This window comes from Roseibium sp. JB4-4 (genome assembly GCF_055693425.1).
This window is the reverse complement of record NZ_CM146333.1, coordinates 1606906-1624877: the sequence shown is the minus strand read 5'-3', so window position 1 is coordinate 1624877 and position 17972 is coordinate 1606906. Positions and strand designations below refer to the sequence as shown.

Sequence of the window (17972 nt, the reverse complement as noted above, 5' to 3'; positions counted from 1 at the left end):
AGCATTATCCATGGACTTGGCAAAAAACGATAGCCAATCGACAACGACGGTGGAAACCAAGGGTATCGGCGAATATCTGTCTTCTCATTTAAGACAGTATGGTTTGCTGTTCGCGCTGATCGCCGTGATGGTTTTCTTCCAGATCGTTACGGACGGCACATTATTGCGCGCAGTGAACATCACCAATCTGTTGCTGCAGAATTCCTACATCATCATCATGGCGCTCGGTATGCTGGTCGTGATCGTGTCCGGCAATATCGATCTTTCGGTGGGGTCTGTCATGGGGTTCATCGGCGCGCTCGCTGCCGTGATGATCGTCAATTTTGAGCAGCCCATTTTTCTTACCATTCTGACGTGCCTCGTTGCTGGCGGTCTCATTGGCGCGGCGCAAGGCTACTGGGTTGCCTATTGGAAGATCCCGTCCTTCATCGTCACACTCGCCGGAATGCTGGTGTTTCGGGGGCTGTCGCTCTGGCTCCTGCAGGGGCAGTCGGTCGGACCGTTTCCGAAGGAATTCCAGATCATCGCGACGGGGTTTGTGCCTGACGTTTTTCCGGCAGTCCTTGGTCAGGGACTGGCTGATCTGTTCGGAGCCCGGCAAGTCAATGTGCTGGCACTCACAACCGGGCTTGTTGCTGCAGCTCTTGTCGTTTGGCTTGGTCTGCGGCAGAGGGCGCAGAACAAGGTCTATGGCATTGAAGATGAGCCCAAGAGCTTCTTCATTGCGCGCAATGTCATTGTCGCCGCGGCACTCATTTTCGTGATGTACAAACTCTCCCTGTTCCGGGGGTTGCCAAACGTCTTGATCACGATGGGCGTTCTGACGATCATCTACGCCTTCATCACCGAAACCACCACTGTCGGACGGCGTATCTATGCGCTCGGAGGCAACCAGAAAGCGGCCAAACTGTCCGGTATCAAGACTGAACGGCTTACCTTTCTGGCCTTTACCAACATGGGCGTTCTGGCGGCAGCTGCAGGTCTGGTGTTTGCAGCGCGGCTCAACACGGCAACGCCCAAGGCAGGATTTGCACTGGAACTGGATGTGATTGCAGCGGTCTTTATCGGCGGCGCATCGATGTCTGGCGGGGTTGGCACCATCGTCGGGGCGGTCGTCGGCGCGTTTCTGATGGGTGTCCTCAACAACGGCATGTCGATCATGGGCATCGGGATTGATTATCAGCAGATGATCAAGGGCCTCGTACTGCTCGCTGCCGTCATCTTCGATGTCTACAACAAAAACAAGCAGGGATAGGTGATGCTGATATCGCAAATTAGAGACGATTCAGGTGAACTTGCCGTTGTCGTTCGGAACGGCAGCGAAGCCTCGATCCTGAAAGATGTGCCATCAAGTTACCACCTGGTGAAAGAAGCAATCAGCCGCGAGCAGAGCCTGACATCGTGTATCAGGTCACATGACCTTGGACCTGCTGTCGATCTTGAAAAGCTTGCGGAAGAAAACCGGCTGCTGCTGCCGATCCACCATCCGGACGCTGCGCACATGCATTTGACCGGTACGGGTTTGACGCACCTTGGGTCTGCGTCAACGCGCGATGCGATGCACAACAAGGTGAAAGAGGATCACGACAACCTTACAGATTCCATGAAAATGTTTCACATGGGATTGGAAGCCGGACGTCCAAAGCCGGGACACGTGGGTGTTCAACCCGAATGGTTCTACAAGGGCAATGGCAGCGCTGCCGTCGCGCCGGGGGATGAACTGGTCAGCCCAGGCTTCAGCGAAGATGGTGGCGAAGAACCTGAAATTGCCGGCATATACGTGATTGCAGAAGACGGCACGCCTTACCGGGTCGGCTTTGCGCTCGCGAATGAATTCTCCGACCATGTGATGGAACGGCAGAACTACCTTTATCTGGCGCATTCCAAACTGCGACCTGCATCCTTCGGGCCGGAGCTGCTGGTCGGGTCATTGCCGGAAACGGTCCAGGGGACAAGCCGGATATTGCGGAACGGCAGTGTCCTTTGGGAAAAACCGTTCCTGTCGGGTGAGGCGAACATGTCTCACTCGTTGGCCAATCTGGAACATCATCACTTCAAATATGAGCTGTTTTGTCAGCCTGGTGATGTTCATGTGCACATGTTCGGTACGGCAACGCTTTCATTTGCCGACGGTATTTCCTGCGAAGAAGGCGATGAAGTTGAGATTTCCGCGCCAGGTTTTGGCGTTCCCCTCAAAAACCGTCTTGCTTTTCGCGCGGACGAAAACGCAGCCACACTTGTGAAAGTTCTCTAGCCAATGGTTTTCCAACCCGCAAAGTGGCCGCGCAAACTGCGTTCGGCCGAATGGTTCGGTGGCACGGGCCGCGATCACATCTATCACCGCAGTTGGATGAAAAATCAGGGCCTACCTGATGACTTGTTCGATGGCCGTCCCGTGATCGGCATCTGCAATACCTGGTCGCAATTGACACCCTGCAACGCGCATTTGCGGGATCTGGCAGAACGGGTCAAACACGGGATTTACGAAGCTGGAGGGTTTCCTGTCGAATTTCCGGTCTTTTCGACAGGCGAAAGCACTCTGCGCCCGACGGCCATGATGTTCCGCAATCTTGCCAGCATGGACGTCGAAGAGGCCATCCGCGGTGCGCCGTTGGATGGGGTCGTCTTGCTTGTGGGGTGCGACAAGACCACTCCGTCACTGATGATGGGGGCGGCGTCTGTCGACCTGCCGGCCATTGTGGTCACCGGTGGCCCCATGCTGAACGGCTGGTTCCAGGGAGAGCGGGTCGGATCAGGAACACATTTGTGGAAGTATTCAGAAGCCGTCAAAGCAGGGGAGATGACACAGGAGGAGTTTCTCGAAGCAGAAACGGCTATGAGCCGCTCTCCGGGAACATGCAACACTATGGGAACGGCATCCTCCATGGCCTCCATGACGGAAGCTCTCGGTATGGCCTTGTCTGGCAATGCGGCGATCCCTGCTGTCGACAGCCGTCGCCGGGTGATGGCGCATTTGTCCGGTCGCCGCATCGTACAAATGGTGAAAGACGATCTGAAACCGTCGGACATCCTGACACGAGAAGCCTTTGAAAACGCGATCCGCACCAATGGCGCAATAGGGGGGTCAACCAACGCGGTGATCCATCTGCTTGCCATTGCCGGACGTGTTGGTCTGGATTTGTCGCTTGAGGATTGGGATCGTTTCGGCAAGGACATTCCGACGATCGTCAACCTGATGCCGTCCGGCAAATACCTGATGGAGGAGTTCTTCTATGCAGGTGGTCTCCCCGTCGTCCTCAAGCGTCTTGGTGATGCAGACCTGCTAAACAAGGAGGCAATAACAGTTGCCGGCGAACCGATTTGGAACCAGGTGAAAGACGCCCGAAACTGGAATGAAGACGTCATCCTGCCGGTTGACCGCGCCCTTACATCGCAAGGCGGTATTGCCGTTCTGAAAGGCAATCTGGCCCCAAGCGGTGCGGTCCTTAAACCTTCCGCAGCATCTCCGCACCTGATGCAGCACAGAGGCAGGGCCGTGGTGTTTGAAGACATTGATGACTACAAGGCAAAGATAAACGACGAAGCCCTCGACATCGATGAAACGTGTATCATGGTTCTCAAGAATTGCGGCCCAAAGGGCTATCCCGGTATGTCCGAGGTCGGCAACATGGGGCTTCCCCCTAAGGTTCTGAAAAAAGGAATTACGGATATGGTGCGCATATCCGACGCCCGCATGTCCGGGACGGCTTATGGAACAGTCGTGCTGCATACGTCGCCCGAAGCTGCCGCCGGAGGCCCGCTTGCCGTCGTTCGCTCAGGCGACATGATCGAACTGGATGTTCCAAACCGTCGATTGCATCTGGACATATCCGAGGTTGAGCTAGTAGACAGGTTGGCCGCTTGGACACCGTCGCACCATGTCCCGGAAAGCGGCTACGCCCGCCTGTTTCACGACCATGTCGAAGGGGCAGACACAGGCGCTGACTTTGATTTTCTGAGAGGTTGCCGCGGTTCCGCGGTGCCAAAGGACTCCCACTGATGGCAGAAAAACTGGCGCTGGTTGGCATTGGCAAGATTGCCCGGGACCAGCATATTCCGGCAATCGAGAACAATCCGGACTGGTCGCTGCAAGCTGCGGTCAGCAGGCATGCCTCCATTGATGGCCTTGATAACTTCGAAACGCTTGACGAGCTGCTGGACCGCAGGCCCGACATCACCACGATCTCTCTGGCCATTCCGCCTCAGCCTCGTTTTGAGTACGCGGCCAAGGCGCTGCATGCAGGCAAGAATGTGATGCTGGAAAAGCCTCCTGGACAAAGCCTTGCCGAGTGCTTCACGCTCGAGAACCTGGCGAAGGAACAAGGGGTTTCGATTTTCGCGACATGGCATTCACGCTATTCCGATTGTGTACCGGACTTGAAGTCCTGGCTGTCGAACCGCGTCATCCGAAAACTGATGATTACCTGGAAAGAAGATGTCCGCCGCTGGCATCCAGGTCAGGAGTGGATCTGGGAGCCGGGTGGCATGGGGGTGTTCGATCCTGGCATCAATGCCTTGTCGATCCTGACTGAAATCTTGCCGTATCCTGTTCATTTGAGCGAAGCCGCACTTGAATTTCCGGAGAACAGGTCGACACCAATTGCAGCGGATCTGACCTTCGTCGACCCCACCGGCGCAGACATGCGCGCAGTTTTCGACTGGAGAGAAGACGGGCCGCAGGCCTGGGATATCGATGTGGAGACCGACCAGGGAAGTGCAAAGCTTTCAGATGGCGGTGCAAAGCTCGAAATTGACGGCACATTGGTGAAACAAGGCGCGGACCACGAATATGCCAATCTCTATGCCCGCATGGCAGAACTGATCAGACACGGTAACAGTGATATGGATCTTTACCCTATAATCCATGTCTGCGATGCGTTTTCACTGGGCCGCAGGCTCACCACTGACGCCTTTCACTATTGATCAGTTACAAAACCAAAAGGTTTGACATGACTTTTATGCCTCACGGAAAGCAACTCGTTGCAGGTCAATGGGTTGGGAGCGACGCTTCGTTCCTGTCTCAGCCCGCGCAGGGGACACCTCATAGCTATTCCACAGGTACGGTTGCTCAGGTGGATGCGGCTTGCCGCGCGGCTGAGGAAGCGTTCTGGACCTTCGGATATTCCTCGCGTGAGGACAGGGCCAAGTTCCTGAATGCAATTGCAGATGAAATCGAAGTGCGGGCCGAAGCCATCACCGAGATCGGGACATCCGAAACTGGGCTGCCTGAAGCGCGCCTCAATGGGGAGCGTGGCCGCACAACGGGTCAGCTTCGTTTGTTCGCCGCACATATTCTCAAAGGTGATTACCTGGATCAGCACCACGACGAGGCGCTTCCAGACCGTCAACCCTTGCCGCGCCCTGACCTGAAACTGGTGCAAAGACCGATCGGGCCGGTCGCGGTTTTCGGTGCATCCAATTTCCCTCTGGCCTTTTCGACTGCGGGTGGCGACACGGCGTCTGCATTTGCAGCAGGTTGTCCCGTTGTGGTCAGGGGCCATCCGGCGCATCCGGGGACGGGTGAAATTGTCGCTGAGGCGATTTCGGCTGCGGTCAAATCGTGCGGCCTGCATCCTGGCGTGTTTTCCTTTATCCAGGGAGACGGCTACGAAGTCGGGCAGGCGCTGGTGCAGCACCCGTTGATCAGCGCTGTCGGTTTCACAGGTTCCTTGCGGGGTGGCCGCGCGTTGTTTGATCTTTGCGCGCAGCGCCCGGTTCCAATCCCGTTCTTCGGTGAACTGGGATCTGTCAATCCGATGTTCCTGCTGCCCGCGGCGCTTTCGGGCAAAGGTGAGGCCATCGCAAAGGGATGGGCGGGGTCGCTGACCATGGGAGCAGGTCAATTCTGCACCAATCCGGGTCTTGTCATCCTTGTTGACGGTCCTGATGCCGATGCTTTCGTCGAAGTTGCGGCTGCGGCTCTAAATGAAGTTGGCAAGCAAACCATGTTGACGGACGGTATCGCGGCAGCCTTCCGGTCAGGCAGTCAGCTTGTTGCCGGTACCACCGGCGTCCGGGAGTTGATGGGTACCAGCTGTGATGCCCGGGAAGCTTCTCCCTATCTTTTTGAAACGACAGGTGAAGCCTGGCTGGAAAACGAACAGCTCGGGGAAGAGGTTTTCGGCCCGCTCGGCATTGTCGTGCGCGTGAAAGATGACGCGCAGATGGTTGAGATCGCCAAGAGCCTCGATGGTCAACTGACCTGCACGCTGCATTTGGAAGAGGGGGACACCGCGCTTGCACGCACGTTGATGCCAGTCCTTGAACGCAAGGCGGGCCGTGTCCTGGCAAACGGGTTTCCAACAGGTGTTGAGGTCGCTGATGCCATGGTTCATGGCGGTCCATATCCGGCATCGACGAACTTCGGTGCGACTTCGGTTGGCACGCTGGCAATTCGCAGGTTCCTGCGGCCGGTTTGCTATCAGAACCTGCCCGGCACGCTGCTGCCGGAAAGCTGATCCAAACGTCGAAATTTCAGAAAAAAACGCCCGAGACACGCGTGCTCGGGCGCTTTTTGTGGAACGTTGGCAGCGTTAGCCGTCGAGTTTGACCCAGGCCGCATTCCTTGAAGACGACTTTACGCAGGCATCGATAAAACGAACGCCGGCCAGACCGTCTTCCACATTCGGCACGAGCGACGGGAGGTTTTCCCCACGCTGATGGGCACGGATGACATCTGCCGCGTCCTTATAAAGGTTTGCAAAGCCTTCCAGGTATCCTTCAGGATGTCCTGGTGGAATGCGGGTTGAAGGCCCGACACTCTCCGACATGCCTGCACCACCACGGGTGATAATCCGTTTCGGTTCGCCAAATGGTGTCAGGTAAAGATAGTTCGGGTTTTCCTGATGCCACTCCAGACCGCCCTTGTCGCCATAGACGCGGATCTTGAGATTGTTCTCATTTCCCGGTGCGACCTGCGAACACCAAAGCATGCCTCGCGCACCGCTGGCATAGCGAAGCATCACGTGGCCATTGTCGTCCACCTGTCGGCCCGGCACGAAGGATTGGAGATCGGCCGCGAGACTTTCAGCCAGCTGACCGGTAATGAAGCTTGCCAGATTATAGGCATGAGTGCCGATGTCGCCGGTAGAGCCGCCCAGCCCGGTCCGCGCTGGGTCGGTTCTCCATTCTGCCTGCTTGTTGTTTTGTTCAATCGTGAGCCAGTCCTGCGGATATTCGACCTGGATCACACGAATTGTACCAAGCTCACCACTTTGAACGAGTTCGCGTGCCTGACGGACCATCGGATAGCCGGTATAGTTATGCGTCAGGAAAAACAGGGCACTTGAGCTTTCTGCCGCTTTGACCAGCTTCTTGGCGTCGGCAAGAGTAGACGTCAGCGGCTTGTCACAGATGACATGAATACCGCGTTTCAGAAACTCCCTGGCTGCCGGATAGTGCACGTGGTTGGGCGTTACAATCGCGACGGCCTCGATGCCGTCCTTCAGCCTGGCCTCGCGTTTGGCCATATCAGCGAAGGATGCGTAGGTCCGGTCCTCCTTCAGACCGAGTGCGCGACCGGATTCACGCGCTTTTTCCGGCGTGGAGGAAAGGGCACCGGCAACCAGGTCATAGGCACCGTCGATCCTGGAGGCAATCCGGTGGACCGCTCCGATAAAGGCATCCTTGCCACCTCCCACCATGCCGAGGCGGATCGGGCGTGTTTGCGCGCTGTCTGTTCCTTCAATGGCCATCCTGGTCCTCCAGTTTGTTCTTCAAGCACCCATCTCGGCGCTTCATAAATCGATTGAATACTCTTTACAAAGAAACGCTGCCGGGAGGAAGCGTGCCGACGCCATCCCGGAGAAGATCATTGAATTCGTCATCAATGACATGTCCGACAGGATGGCGTGCGGCAATGAAATGCGTGCTCTGACTAGCTTATTCCAAGCATTTTCCGGTTGGCGGCGTCATCGGTACCTCCGTCAGCAAAATCGTCAAAGGCTTTTTCTGTGACGCGGATGATGTGGTCCTTAACGAATTGCGCGCCTTCCCGTGCACCGTCTTCTGGATGTTTCAGGCAGCACTCCCATTCAACCACGGCCCAGCCGTCAAAGTCATTCGCTGCCATCTTGGAAAAAACCGCACCGAAATCGACTTGTCCGTCACCGAGCGAGCGGAACCGTCCCGCCCGGTCAACCCATGGCTGATAGCCGCTGTAGACACCTTGCCGACCGGTTGGATTGAACTCGGCGTCCTTTACGTGGAACATGCCGATCCTGTCCTTGTAGATGTCGATATTGTCCAGGTAATCCAGGCATTGCAGCACGTAGTGCGAGGGGTCGTAGAGCATCTTGCATCGGTTATGATTGCTTACCCGCTCAAGGAACATTTCGAACGTGATGCCGTCATGCAGGTCTTCGCCCGGGTGAATTTCATAGCAAACGTCGACACCCATATCCTCGGCATAGTCGAGGATGGGACGCCATCGTTTTGCAAGCTCGTCAAAAGCCGTTTCCACCAGGCCTGCAGGACGCTGAGGCCAAGGGTAGAGATAGGGCCAAGCAAGGGCACCGGAAAAGGTCGCATGAGCCGAGATGCCGAGATTGTGGCTGGCGGCGAGCGCCATTTTCACCTGATCGACAGCCCAGGCCTGCCTTGCGGTTGGATTGCCGCGCACATGGGCCGCTGCAAAACCGTCAAAGGCAGTGTCATAGGCCGGATGTACGGCAACCAGCTGGCCTTGAAGGTGAGTCGAGAGTTCCGTGATCTCAACTCCGTTTTCCTTTGCGGTCCCGGCAAACTCTTCGCAATAGGTCTTGGAACTCGCTGCCCTTTCCAGATCGATAAGGCGCCCGTCCCAACTCGGCACCTGCACACCGAGATAGCCGCAATCAGCGGCCCACTTTGTGATTGAATCCCAGGAATTGAATGGCGCTTCATCCCCGGCAAACTGGGCTAGAAACAGTGCAGGACCCTTGATGGTTTTCATTTTCTCTCTCCAGAGTAGGGACAAAAATGGGCCGGGACCCCATCGCAAGACCCCGGCCCAAGTGGCTACTTGTTCCTTAGAACGGTGAGTCCGGGAAGTAGTAGCTTTCTGCGTTGTCTTTGGTGATCAGGGTCGCACCGAGAATGTAGCGACCGGCCACTGGCCCGTTGGACTTGAATGCCTGAACAGTTGCATCCATGGCCGTTGCGATCATCGCGGGCGGATAAAGCACGTCGACCGGGATCAACGTTTCACCATCCATGATGCCCTTGATGATTTCCTTCATGCCCGCGCCACCGACAACGAACATGCCGTCACCATCACGTCCTGCCTGCTTGAGCGCTGCCACAACGCCGATTGCGATATCGTCGTCCTGTGCCCAGACTGCATCGATATCCGGGAAGCGGGACAGGAAGTCCTGCATCACTTCAAAGCCGTCATCGCGGTTCCAGTTTGCGTGTTTGTGATCCAGGACATTGATGCCGGAACCTTCGATTTCCGCCATGAACGCATCAAAACGCTCATTGTCGATCACTGTTGGAATACCGCGCAGGACAACAATGTTGTCGCCGTCTTTCAAGCGGGTCTTCATGTACTGAGCCGAAACACGGCCGAGTTCCGGGTTATTGCCGGCGACATAAAGGTCCTCGATGCCCGGCTGGCTGAGACCGCGGTCGACGACTGTGATCCAGGCGCCGGATTTCTTGACGTTCAGCACCGGGTCGGTAAGCGGCTCGGATTCAAACGGCAGAACCACCAGAGCGTCGATCTGATGGACGGACACAAGGTCTTCCAGGGCGCTGGCCTGTGCTTCGGGGTCCGGAGAGTTGACCAGGATAAGGTCAACATCAGGATAAAGCTCTTCGAGCCTCTTTTCAGCCTGTTCCGCGTGCCAGTTCATACCTGCAGCCCAGGCATGGGTCGGTGTCGGATAGCTGACGCCGATCTTGATTTTCTCGTCGGCAACTGCAGAGCCTGCAAAGGCAAGCATCCCTGTCACCGCCATTGCTCCCAAGGCTTTCTTCATAAGCATGGTTTCCTCCTCCAATGCATTTCACTTGGACGCACCTCTCCCGTCCGGTGCGAGCCGGTCTTTAAATTGGGGACGGGTCCCTATTCCGTTGAGTTCAGCGCATCGACTTACTTGCTCTTGCCAAGTTTCCAGTCGCTGCGCTGCAGTAGAACCGCAACGATGATGATCAAGCCCTGCATGGTTCCATTCAGGTAGTTCGAGATCAGATCGGTGAAGTTCAAAATGTTGCCGATGGTCGTCAGGATCAAAGCGCCAAGGATCGTGCCTCCAATACGGCCGTATCCGCCCTTCAAAACCGTGCCCCCGATAATCACAGCCGCAATTGCTTCCAATTCCCAGAGAACACCGGTCGAGGCTGACGCCGAACCGAGCCGCGGAACATAAATGATCGTAGCGAACGAAACGCACAGACCCTGGATGACATAGGTAAGCGTTTTCACACGGTCGACATTGATCGCAGAGTAGCGGGCAACGGCTTCGTTTGATCCGATCGCCGTGCAGTAGCGCCCGAATGCGGTCCGGTTTAGTAACAGCCAGCCGCAGATGGCCACTCCGATGAACACCCAGACCGGGTAGGGGAGGCCAAGGAAGCTGTCATAGTAGACCGGCCGGTAGGTGCCGCGGATATCGAAGTTGAGCGACAAAGTCCCGCCATCGGCGAAATAGGTCACGAGCGAACGATAGATACCCATTGTACCGAGGGTGACAATGAACGCTTCGATCTTGCCTTTGGTTGTCAGGGCACCGTTGATCCAACCGGCACCGATGCCGAGTACCACGGCACAGCCGCAGCCGAGCAGAACTGTTGCGACACCGGTCCCCATCGTATCGACTGCGTTGTTCATGATGATGATCATGACACCGGAAATCGCCGCGGCCATCGAACCGACCGAGAGGTCGATACCGCCGGCCGTGATGACGAAAGTAGCGCCGACCGCGATGATGCCGATGAAGGCGGAACGGGTCAAAAGGTTGGTCAGATTGCCTTCGCTGACAAATGACGGGTTCAGCAAAAAGCCGATGATACACAGGATCAGAAGGGCAAGGGCCGGTCCGATCGTCTTGAAATCGATTGAAGACCGCTTGGCAGTCGTCTCGGTCGATGAGGTGACCATGGTCAATGAAGTTCCTCCCGTTTCAGCCCGGCGGCGTAACGCATGATTTCGTTTTCGTTGATGTGATCACCGGTCAGAACGCCCGTAATGCTGCCTTCGCGCATCACCACCACCCGGTGGCAAATGCCGATGATCTCCGGCATTTCGGAGGAAATGACGACGACCGAAACGCCTTCGGCGGCAAGCGCAGCGATGAAATGATAGATCTGCTGCTTGGTCCCGACATCGATGCCGCGCGTCGGTTCATCGATAACGACGATCTTTGGGTCGCACTCCATGATCTTGGCGAGCAGCAGTTTTTGCTGGTTGCCGCCGGACAGTTTGCCGACGGTGATATCGTTGTCCTTGGCCCTGACGTCAAAACGGCGGATCGCGCGTTCAAGCGCAGCTTCTTCGCGCTTGCGGTCGATAGCAAAATTCTTCACGAATTTCGGGAGCGCGAACAGGGTCAGATTTGGCTGCATTTTCTTGTCGAGCAGCAGCCCCTTTTCCTTCCTGTCCTTGGTCAGGTAGGCAAGTCCGGCATCTCGTGCTCCGGCCACCGTCATCGTGCCGGCATCGCGTCCGAACAGCTTGACGGTTCCACTGTCGGTCGGCGCTAGTCCGCAAATTGCTTCAAAAACAGCGGTTCGACCCGACCCGATCAGCCCCGAGAAACCCAGGATTTCACCTTTGCGTAGTCCGAAGCTGACCCCGTTCACACCCGTTGCAACAAGATTGTCGACTTCCAGAACTAGGTCAGCGTCGAAATCCGCCTCCTGCATCGGGGGGTAGAGGTCCGACAGTTCACGGCCCACCATCATCTGAGCCATCAGATCCGGTGTCAGATCTTGCGCATGTCGGGTGTCAATCCATTGACCGTCCCGCAAGATGGTGATGCGATCCGAGATCGCCTTGACTTCATTCAGCTTGTGGGAAACGAAAACGATGCCAACGCCGCTTTCCTTCAGCTTCGTAACCTGCCGGAAGAAGACTTCCGTTTCTTCTTCGGTCAGCACCGCGGTCGGCTCGTCCATGATCAGAATGCGGGCGTTTCGACTGACCGCCTTGACGATTTCGACCATTTGCTTCTGCGCGATCGTCAAGTCGGAAATGCGGTCGGTCGGAGAAATATCCAGGCCGATTTCATCGAGATAGCCCTGCACGGCCGCACGCATTGCTGCCTTGTCAAGCAATCCTTTGGATTTGACCTCGCGCCCGAGAAACACGTTCTCTTCGACCGTCATCTGCTCGGCGAGGTTCAGTTCCTGGTGAATGAGCACGATGCCAAGCGATTCGGCTGCGCCATTTGGAGGCAGATCTGTCTTTTTGCCGTCGAGCCGGATTTGACCGGATGTAGGGTCGTGGAAACCGGACAGAATCTTCATGAGTGTCGATTTACCGGCGCCGTTTTCGCCGATCAGCGCATGAACCTCTCCTGAGCGCACATCCATGCTCACGCTGAACAGGACCGGCACTGGACCGAAAGATTTGCTGATGTTGACAGCTTCGATGATCGCCGCTTGTGCGGTCGTTTCCATCTGCATTTATGTCTTCCTCCCAGGCGCCGACATGTTTCCTCCACACTGACGCCATGTTTGGATGTAAACGTTTTCACGATTTATGTAAACCTTTACATTACTCATTGTAAACCTTTTCATCAGAGCCAATGCGCATTATACAGCGTAGAGGGTGTGTAGATTCATGAACTTAATGGGTCTTCGCGCTGCAACATGTCTGGATCAATAAATGAGCGAACCGCTGGAGCGGCCGGCCACAATTGAAGATGTTGCAAAACTTGCGGGCGTGTCGATTGCCACCGTCAGCAGGGCTCTGCGCTCGCCCGAGAAGGTCGCCGAAAGCACGCGGAAAAAGGTCACTGCCGCGATTGCGCGAACAGGCTACACCGCCAATGCCATGGCGCAGAATTTGCGCATGCAACGTTCGCAGATGGTCCTGGTCCTGGCATCTTCGATTGCTGATCCGAACTTTGCCGGCATTTTGATTGGTCTGGAAAAGGCTGCGGCCGACAGAGGCTATGGCGTCCTGATCGGCAACACGGAAGGCACTACAGGTATAGAGCAGACCTACATGCGCTTTTTGTCGACCGGCATGGCGGATGGACTGGTGCTTCTGACGGGCCACATTCCCGTCGCCGGTGAACCGCAGACGCCATTGAGCTCCTTGCCGGCAGTCGTTGCGACTGAACGGCCTCTGGCGCATTCCGATATCAGCTATGTCGGGGTGGATGACGTTGCAGCTTCCAAGATGGCGACGGAATATCTGATCTCACTCGGTCATCGGAAAATCGTTTTCATTTCCGGGGGACCTGCGGACATTCGAAGTGATTTGAGGCATTCCGGATACCGCCAGGGCCTGAAAGAGACACCGGACGCGCCGAGAGATTGGCGTGTCGAAGGTGACGGCACGGCGGAAAGTGGCCGAGCCGCGGTAGAGCGCCTTTTTATCAAGGATGACCTGCCTACCGCGTTTTTCTGCTTTAACGACAATACCGCAATCGGCGTCATCTCCGCGCTCCAACTACGCGGTTACAACGTGCCGGAAGACTTCTCTGTTTTGGGGTTTGACGATATTCCCTTTGCCAACAATTTCACGCCGGGGCTGACGACCATTCGCCAGCCGCGCCACCACATTGGCGAAAAGGCCATGACAATCCTTCTGGATCGTTTGGCTAACAGATCACTTGAAACCAGAACGCACCTATTGCATGGGGACCTGATCGTCCGGGAAAGCTGCGCGGGCGTCAGCAAACGCGGCAGATAAGTCCGGATAACCTTGGGGTAGTGCCAGGACAGCGTTGCTCTTAAGCGCTGACACGATCCTTTGCAGGTGCAAGTTCCGCAATTCCAGTCAACAGCTGGTTGGTCACAGCTTTGGTGCCCATGTCGCCGCCGAATTCCATCGGTCTCAGGGCGTTTTGTTCAAAAGCCTCATCAACGGATGAATTGATCAGGTCGGCAGCATCGGCCAGGTGGGAATTTCCAAGTTTCTCAGCCAGGTAGTCCAGCATCAGGGCTGCGCTCAGGATTGCCGCCAAAGGATTGGCCTTGTCCTGCCCCATAATGTCGGGTGCGCTTCCGTGGGCAGGCTGAAAAAGACCGGTCGTATCGCCGATCTCGCCGCAGGCCGCCATTCCCATGCCGCCGACCAGACCACCTGCAAGATCGGACAGGATGTCACCGAACATGTTTTCCATCACCAGTACATCGAATTCCCAGGGCTTGCGGACCAGATCAAGTGCCTGCGCATCGACGTAGTTATAGCCGACGGGAACGTCGGGATAGTTCTCTTTCACCTCGTTGAAGATCTGGCGGAAGAAAGCGAGCGATGTAAAGACGTTGGCCTTGTCGACGCAGGTGAGGGTGCCGTTCTTGCCCTTGGCTCTGCGCTTGCGCGCCAGGTTGAAGGCAAAATGATGCAGTTTCGTTGTTGTCTTGCGCGTTACACGAAGCACGTCCTGAACTTCATCGTTGTTGGCCACAAGCGTGCGCTTGTGCGCAGCGGCCGAATAAAAAAGCCCCTCTGTGGATTCCCGCAAGATAATCAGGTCGATGCCTGCTGCACGCGGATCTGCCAGCCGTTGCGGTGCATTCGGATAAGCTTTGACCGGACGGACCCCGGCAAACAGCTCAAAGCGATCGCGCAGCCGCAGGTGTGGAGAAATTTCCGTTCCATCGGCGTGACGGATCGACGGCATGCCGATTGCGCCGAGGAACATAGCGTCTGCTTCACCTGCCCGCACTTCGCCGTCTGGTTCAATGTCGGTCCCGGTCTCCCGAAAATAGCCGGCTCCGGCCAGAATTTCGTCATAGGCCGGCAGAGCCTGACCGGTTTTCCGCAGAGCGACTTCCATGACAGCCATGGCCGCTTCTGCAACATCGACGCCGATCCCGTCACCTTTTATAAGTGCTATTTTCATCGGTAACTTCCTCAATTCCAATCAACGTCAAAACGCTCTACCACCTGGCCAATCTGATCAGGTGTGAGAGAAATGGCCCCGGTTCCGCGCATAAGCAGCGCCAGCCGGGCCGTGGCTTCCAACTCTTCCATGGCATAAACCGCTGCCTCCAGATCCTTGCCGGCGACCACAGGTCCGTGATTGGCAAGCAGGACAGCCGATCGTTTTCCCGCCAGACCTCGCACAGCCTCTCCCATGGCTGGATCACCAGGCACAAAGAAGGGCAACAGCCGTACCTTGCCGAGCTGCATAATCCCGTAGGGTGTCAGCGTCGGCAGAACATTTTCCGGATCGATGTCCGGCAAAAGCGTGAGCGCGACCGAATGACAGGAATGAAGATGAACAACCGCACCAGTGTTGCTGCGGGTCTCATAAAAAGCGGTATGAAGAGGGATTTCCTTTGTCGGTTTGTCACCTGACAAAAGCTCGCCCTTTTCGGATAGATGGCTGATCTGCGCCGGATTCAGAAATCCCATGGAAGACCCCGTTGGCGTGACCAGCAGGGTGCCGTCGGACAGCCGCAGCGAAATGTTACCCGTCGATCCGTGTGTCAAACCACGGTCGAACATGGATTTCGCCATAAGACAGATCTGCTCGCGAGCCGAGGCGATTTCGCTCATTCGCGGCCCTCCAGAACGGAAAGCGCCTCGGAAAAGAAATCAGGTCCGCCGAAATTGCCGGACTTGAGGGCAAGGGCGAGGGGGCGTCCGGCAACCTTGAGCGCGGGAACGCCCGCAGCAATCTTGGGTCCGATCTCAAGCGTGTCGGCCTGAAGACCCGAGACCACTGCACCGGAGGTCTCTCCTCCGGCAACCACGATCCTTTTGACCCCTTCGTGCGACAAGGCTGCAGCAAGATTGGCAAAGACCTTCTCGATTGCGTCGGCGCTTTTCTCGCGGCCGTATTTGTCTTGAGCGGCGGCAACGATCGACGGATCAGCAGAGGAATAAAGAAGAGGTGCGGTATCCTGTCGGATCGCCCATTCGACAATCTCCTGCAGCGACAGCTTTTGAGCCATAATGTCGTCTGCATTGAGTTCCCGCGACGGTGCGTTGGCCTTGTAGGCCTCAACTTGACCGCGCGTGGCTGTCGAGCAGGAGCCGGACAGGACGACGGCCTTGCCGGAAACCCCGGCCCAGGAAGATGTTTCAGGTTGAAACCCGAAGTTCTGTGGCAAGCCAAGCGCAATGCCCGAGCCGCCGGTCAGAAGTTTACGGGATGCTGCCGCACGACCGAAGGTTATCAGGTCTTCGTTGCGGATGGCATCGACGACCACCATGGCCTTGCCGGCCTCTGAAACGCTTTGAACAACAGCATCTGCGCCAGCCCAAACGTCGGATATCGAGATGTGTTTCACGGTGCGCGAAGTTTGCCGCGCAAGTACACGTCGAATGTCGGGATCTTTCATGGGCGTCAGCGGATGGTGCTGCATACCGCTTTCGCTCAACAGAACGTCATTGACGAAGAGATGGCCCTGATAGACTGAGCGTCCGTTTTCAGGAAAGGCCGGGCAGACCAGAACTGTGTCTTCACCAAGCCGATCCGCCAAAGCTTCGGTCACCGGGCCGATGTTGCCTGCGTCGGTGGAATCGAACGTGGAGCAAATCTTGAAAATGATCTGCTGACAGCCCTGGTTCAACAGCCAGTCGCAGGCTTCCAGCGATATCGCAACGGCATCAGCAGCCGCAATGGTGCGCGACTTGAGTCCGACAACTCCTGCCTCGATATGATCTTCAATGCTGTGCTCCGGGACGCCGACGAATTGTGCGGTCGGCATGCCACCTTCAGACAGCATCAGCGCGATATCGGATGCGCCGGTAAAATCGTCTGCAATGACACCAAGCTTCATGGCAGAAACACCTTTTCCGGGCCCCGGTCTAGGCGAACGATGTGGTCCGGGCCATGTGAGGGAAACAATTGGCGTACCAGTGGATCGTGCCCAGGAATAACAAGCTCTTTCGAGCTGGCCAGACGCTGAATGGTCTTGAATCCGTTGAGCATGTCACCAAGGTCGACCACGATCGGAAACGGTTTTTCCTCTAGAAAGTTCTCGTAGTAGTGGGACGCGTCGGAGGCGAGGCACAACCAGCCTGCTTCGGTCAGGACGCGTACGACCTGCAATCCGTCGCTGTGACCTCCCGTCCGGTGAACCGTGACACCTTCGCGAACTTCACCATCTCCTTCGTGAAAGACGACACGTCCGGAATAAAGCCTTTGGACGGCTTCGCAGATATGATCAGCCGTGAAGGGTGCGTTCAAGGTTCCATGACACATGCAGGGGCCCGTGGCATAAGCCATTTCAGCTGCCTGGAGATGAATTGTGGCATTTGGAAAATGCCGAAGGCCCCCAGCATGATCGTAGTGAAGGTGAGTCACGATGATGGTTGTCACGTCTTCAGGAACGATGCCCAGAGGCGCCAGAGCTTCTGCCGGGTTCAGCCGAACGGGCCGTCCGCGCCGATCGCCTTCTTCCTGATCGTAGCCGGTGTCGACAAGCAGGACTTCGTCACGCTGGCGCAGCACCCAGATGAAATAATCCATGTCGTGGGACTGATTGTGATTGTCATCGAACAGAAAACTGTCCTTGCGCGTCCTGGCATTCCGGTCGGCATATTTAACTGCGAAGACTTCCCAGGGTGTCATGCGTCCACCTTCTGAAATGTCTTGACGGTTTTTTCGGCGATCATGTCGGAGACCCTGGCATCAAAGTCCTTGAAATGGTCAGTCGCAAGATGAAACTGGAACGCAGCTGCATCTTCATAGATTTCATAGAGGAAAACCTCACCCGGCAGATCCGGATCGGCGCAGACATCAAACTGTCTGCACCCTGGTTCGTCTTTCACCGACGTTTGTGCATTTGCGATCATCAGGGGCATGAATGCTTCCATCTGCCCTTCCTTGATGCGAAACAGCACGGTTACTGCATACATCTTT

16 protein-coding genes are annotated in these 17972 nt (G+C 56.3%); 6 read left to right on the top strand and 10 right to left on the bottom strand.

Translation table 11 applies throughout. The features are described from left to right. The first annotated feature begins 10 nt into the window (after positions 1 to 10). From mmsB to ACZ1HV_RS07510, 5 genes are read left to right on the top strand one after another with little or no spacing between them, the layout of a single operon-like run. The gene (mmsB, locus tag ACZ1HV_RS07530; protein ID WP_298983130.1) at positions 11 to 1255 is read left to right on the top strand and encodes a multiple monosaccharide ABC transporter permease; all 1245 of its coding nucleotides are present in this window, start codon (positions 11 to 13) and stop codon (positions 1253 to 1255) included. A 3-nt stretch (positions 1256 to 1258) separates the two neighbouring features. Further along, the gene (araD1, locus tag ACZ1HV_RS07525) at positions 1259 to 2254 is read left to right on the top strand and encodes an AraD1 family protein (protein WP_472717738.1); all 996 of its coding nucleotides are present in this window, start codon (positions 1259 to 1261) and stop codon (positions 2252 to 2254) included. A 3-nt stretch (positions 2255 to 2257) separates the two neighbouring features. Beyond that, positions 2258 to 4000 carry an L-arabinonate dehydratase gene (gene araD / locus ACZ1HV_RS07520; protein ID WP_472717737.1) on the top strand — a complete coding sequence of 581 codons (1743 nt, stop codon included), beginning with the start codon at positions 2258 to 2260 and terminating at the stop codon, positions 3998 to 4000. Next, positions 4000 to 4923, top strand: coding sequence for a Gfo/Idh/MocA family protein (locus ACZ1HV_RS07515; RefSeq protein ID WP_472717736.1), 924 nt, complete (start codon positions 4000 to 4002; stop codon positions 4921 to 4923). The genes araD and ACZ1HV_RS07515 overlap by 1 nt, the downstream gene beginning before the upstream one ends. Positions 4924 to 4949: 26 nt before the next feature. Further along, positions 4950 to 6458: an aldehyde dehydrogenase (NADP(+)) gene (locus ACZ1HV_RS07510; protein ID WP_472717735.1), complete on the top strand. Its 1509-nt coding sequence runs from the start codon at positions 4950 to 4952 to the stop codon at positions 6456 to 6458. Positions 6459 to 6533: 75 nt separating this feature from the next. Here the strand turns inward: ACZ1HV_RS07510 and ACZ1HV_RS07505 are convergent, their stop codons facing one another. The 5 genes from ACZ1HV_RS07505 to ACZ1HV_RS07485 form a co-directional block, all read right to left on the bottom strand. Continuing rightward, positions 6534 to 7694 (bottom strand): Gfo/Idh/MocA family protein, encoded by a 1161-nt coding sequence (locus tag ACZ1HV_RS07505; RefSeq protein ID WP_472717734.1) that lies wholly within the window; start codon positions 7692 to 7694, stop codon positions 6534 to 6536. 182 nt (positions 7695 to 7876) lie between these two features. Then, positions 7877 to 8932: a sugar phosphate isomerase/epimerase family protein gene (locus tag ACZ1HV_RS07500; RefSeq protein ID WP_298815625.1), complete on the bottom strand. Its 1056-nt coding sequence runs from the start codon at positions 8930 to 8932 to the stop codon at positions 7877 to 7879. A gap of 76 nt (positions 8933 to 9008) precedes the next feature. Then, positions 9009 to 9965: a substrate-binding domain-containing protein gene (locus ACZ1HV_RS07495; RefSeq protein ID WP_298815627.1), complete on the bottom strand. Its 957-nt coding sequence runs from the start codon at positions 9963 to 9965 to the stop codon at positions 9009 to 9011. Between the two features lie 107 nt (positions 9966 to 10072). Beyond that, positions 10073 to 11080, bottom strand: a complete 1008-nt coding sequence (locus tag ACZ1HV_RS07490) for an ABC transporter permease (protein WP_152504383.1) — start codon at positions 11078 to 11080, stop codon at positions 10073 to 10075. Positions 11081 to 11082: 2 nt separating this feature from the next. Further along, positions 11083 to 12606, bottom strand: coding sequence for a sugar ABC transporter ATP-binding protein (locus ACZ1HV_RS07485; RefSeq protein ID WP_472717733.1), 1524 nt, complete (start codon positions 12604 to 12606; stop codon positions 11083 to 11085). A gap of 202 nt (positions 12607 to 12808) precedes the next feature. Here ACZ1HV_RS07485 and ACZ1HV_RS07480 point away from each other — a divergent pair, with 202 nt between their 5' ends. After that, the gene (locus tag ACZ1HV_RS07480) at positions 12809 to 13843 is read left to right on the top strand and encodes a LacI family DNA-binding transcriptional regulator (RefSeq protein ID WP_298815631.1); all 1035 of its coding nucleotides are present in this window, start codon (positions 12809 to 12811) and stop codon (positions 13841 to 13843) included. A gap of 40 nt (positions 13844 to 13883) precedes the next feature. On the opposite strand, the gene ACZ1HV_RS07475 is transcribed toward ACZ1HV_RS07480, so the two are convergent. The 5 genes from ACZ1HV_RS07475 to ACZ1HV_RS07455 are packed head-to-tail and all read right to left on the bottom strand — an operon-like array spanning position 13884 to position 17968. Next, positions 13884 to 14999, bottom strand: a complete 1116-nt coding sequence (locus tag ACZ1HV_RS07475) for an isocitrate/isopropylmalate dehydrogenase family protein (protein WP_298815633.1) — start codon at positions 14997 to 14999, stop codon at positions 13884 to 13886. 11 nt (positions 15000 to 15010) lie between these two features. After that, complete coding sequence (gene otnC / locus ACZ1HV_RS07470; protein ID WP_298958560.1) at positions 15011 to 15658, bottom strand: 3-oxo-tetronate 4-phosphate decarboxylase; 648 nt, start codon at positions 15656 to 15658, stop codon at positions 15011 to 15013. Further along, positions 15655 to 16887, bottom strand: a complete 1233-nt coding sequence (otnK, locus tag ACZ1HV_RS07465; protein ID WP_472717732.1) for a 3-oxo-tetronate kinase — start codon at positions 16885 to 16887, stop codon at positions 15655 to 15657. Before otnK ends, otnC begins: the two co-directional genes overlap by 4 nt. Next, entirely contained in the window at positions 16884 to 17681 is a 798-nt protein-coding gene (locus tag ACZ1HV_RS07460; protein ID WP_472717731.1) for an N-acyl homoserine lactonase family protein, read from the bottom strand. Before ACZ1HV_RS07460 ends, otnK begins: the two co-directional genes overlap by 4 nt. Further along, positions 17678 to 17968: a putative quinol monooxygenase gene (locus ACZ1HV_RS07455; protein WP_472717730.1), complete on the bottom strand. Its 291-nt coding sequence runs from the start codon at positions 17966 to 17968 to the stop codon at positions 17678 to 17680. The genes ACZ1HV_RS07460 and ACZ1HV_RS07455 overlap by 4 nt, the downstream gene beginning before the upstream one ends. Positions 17969 to 17972 lie beyond the last annotated feature (4 nt).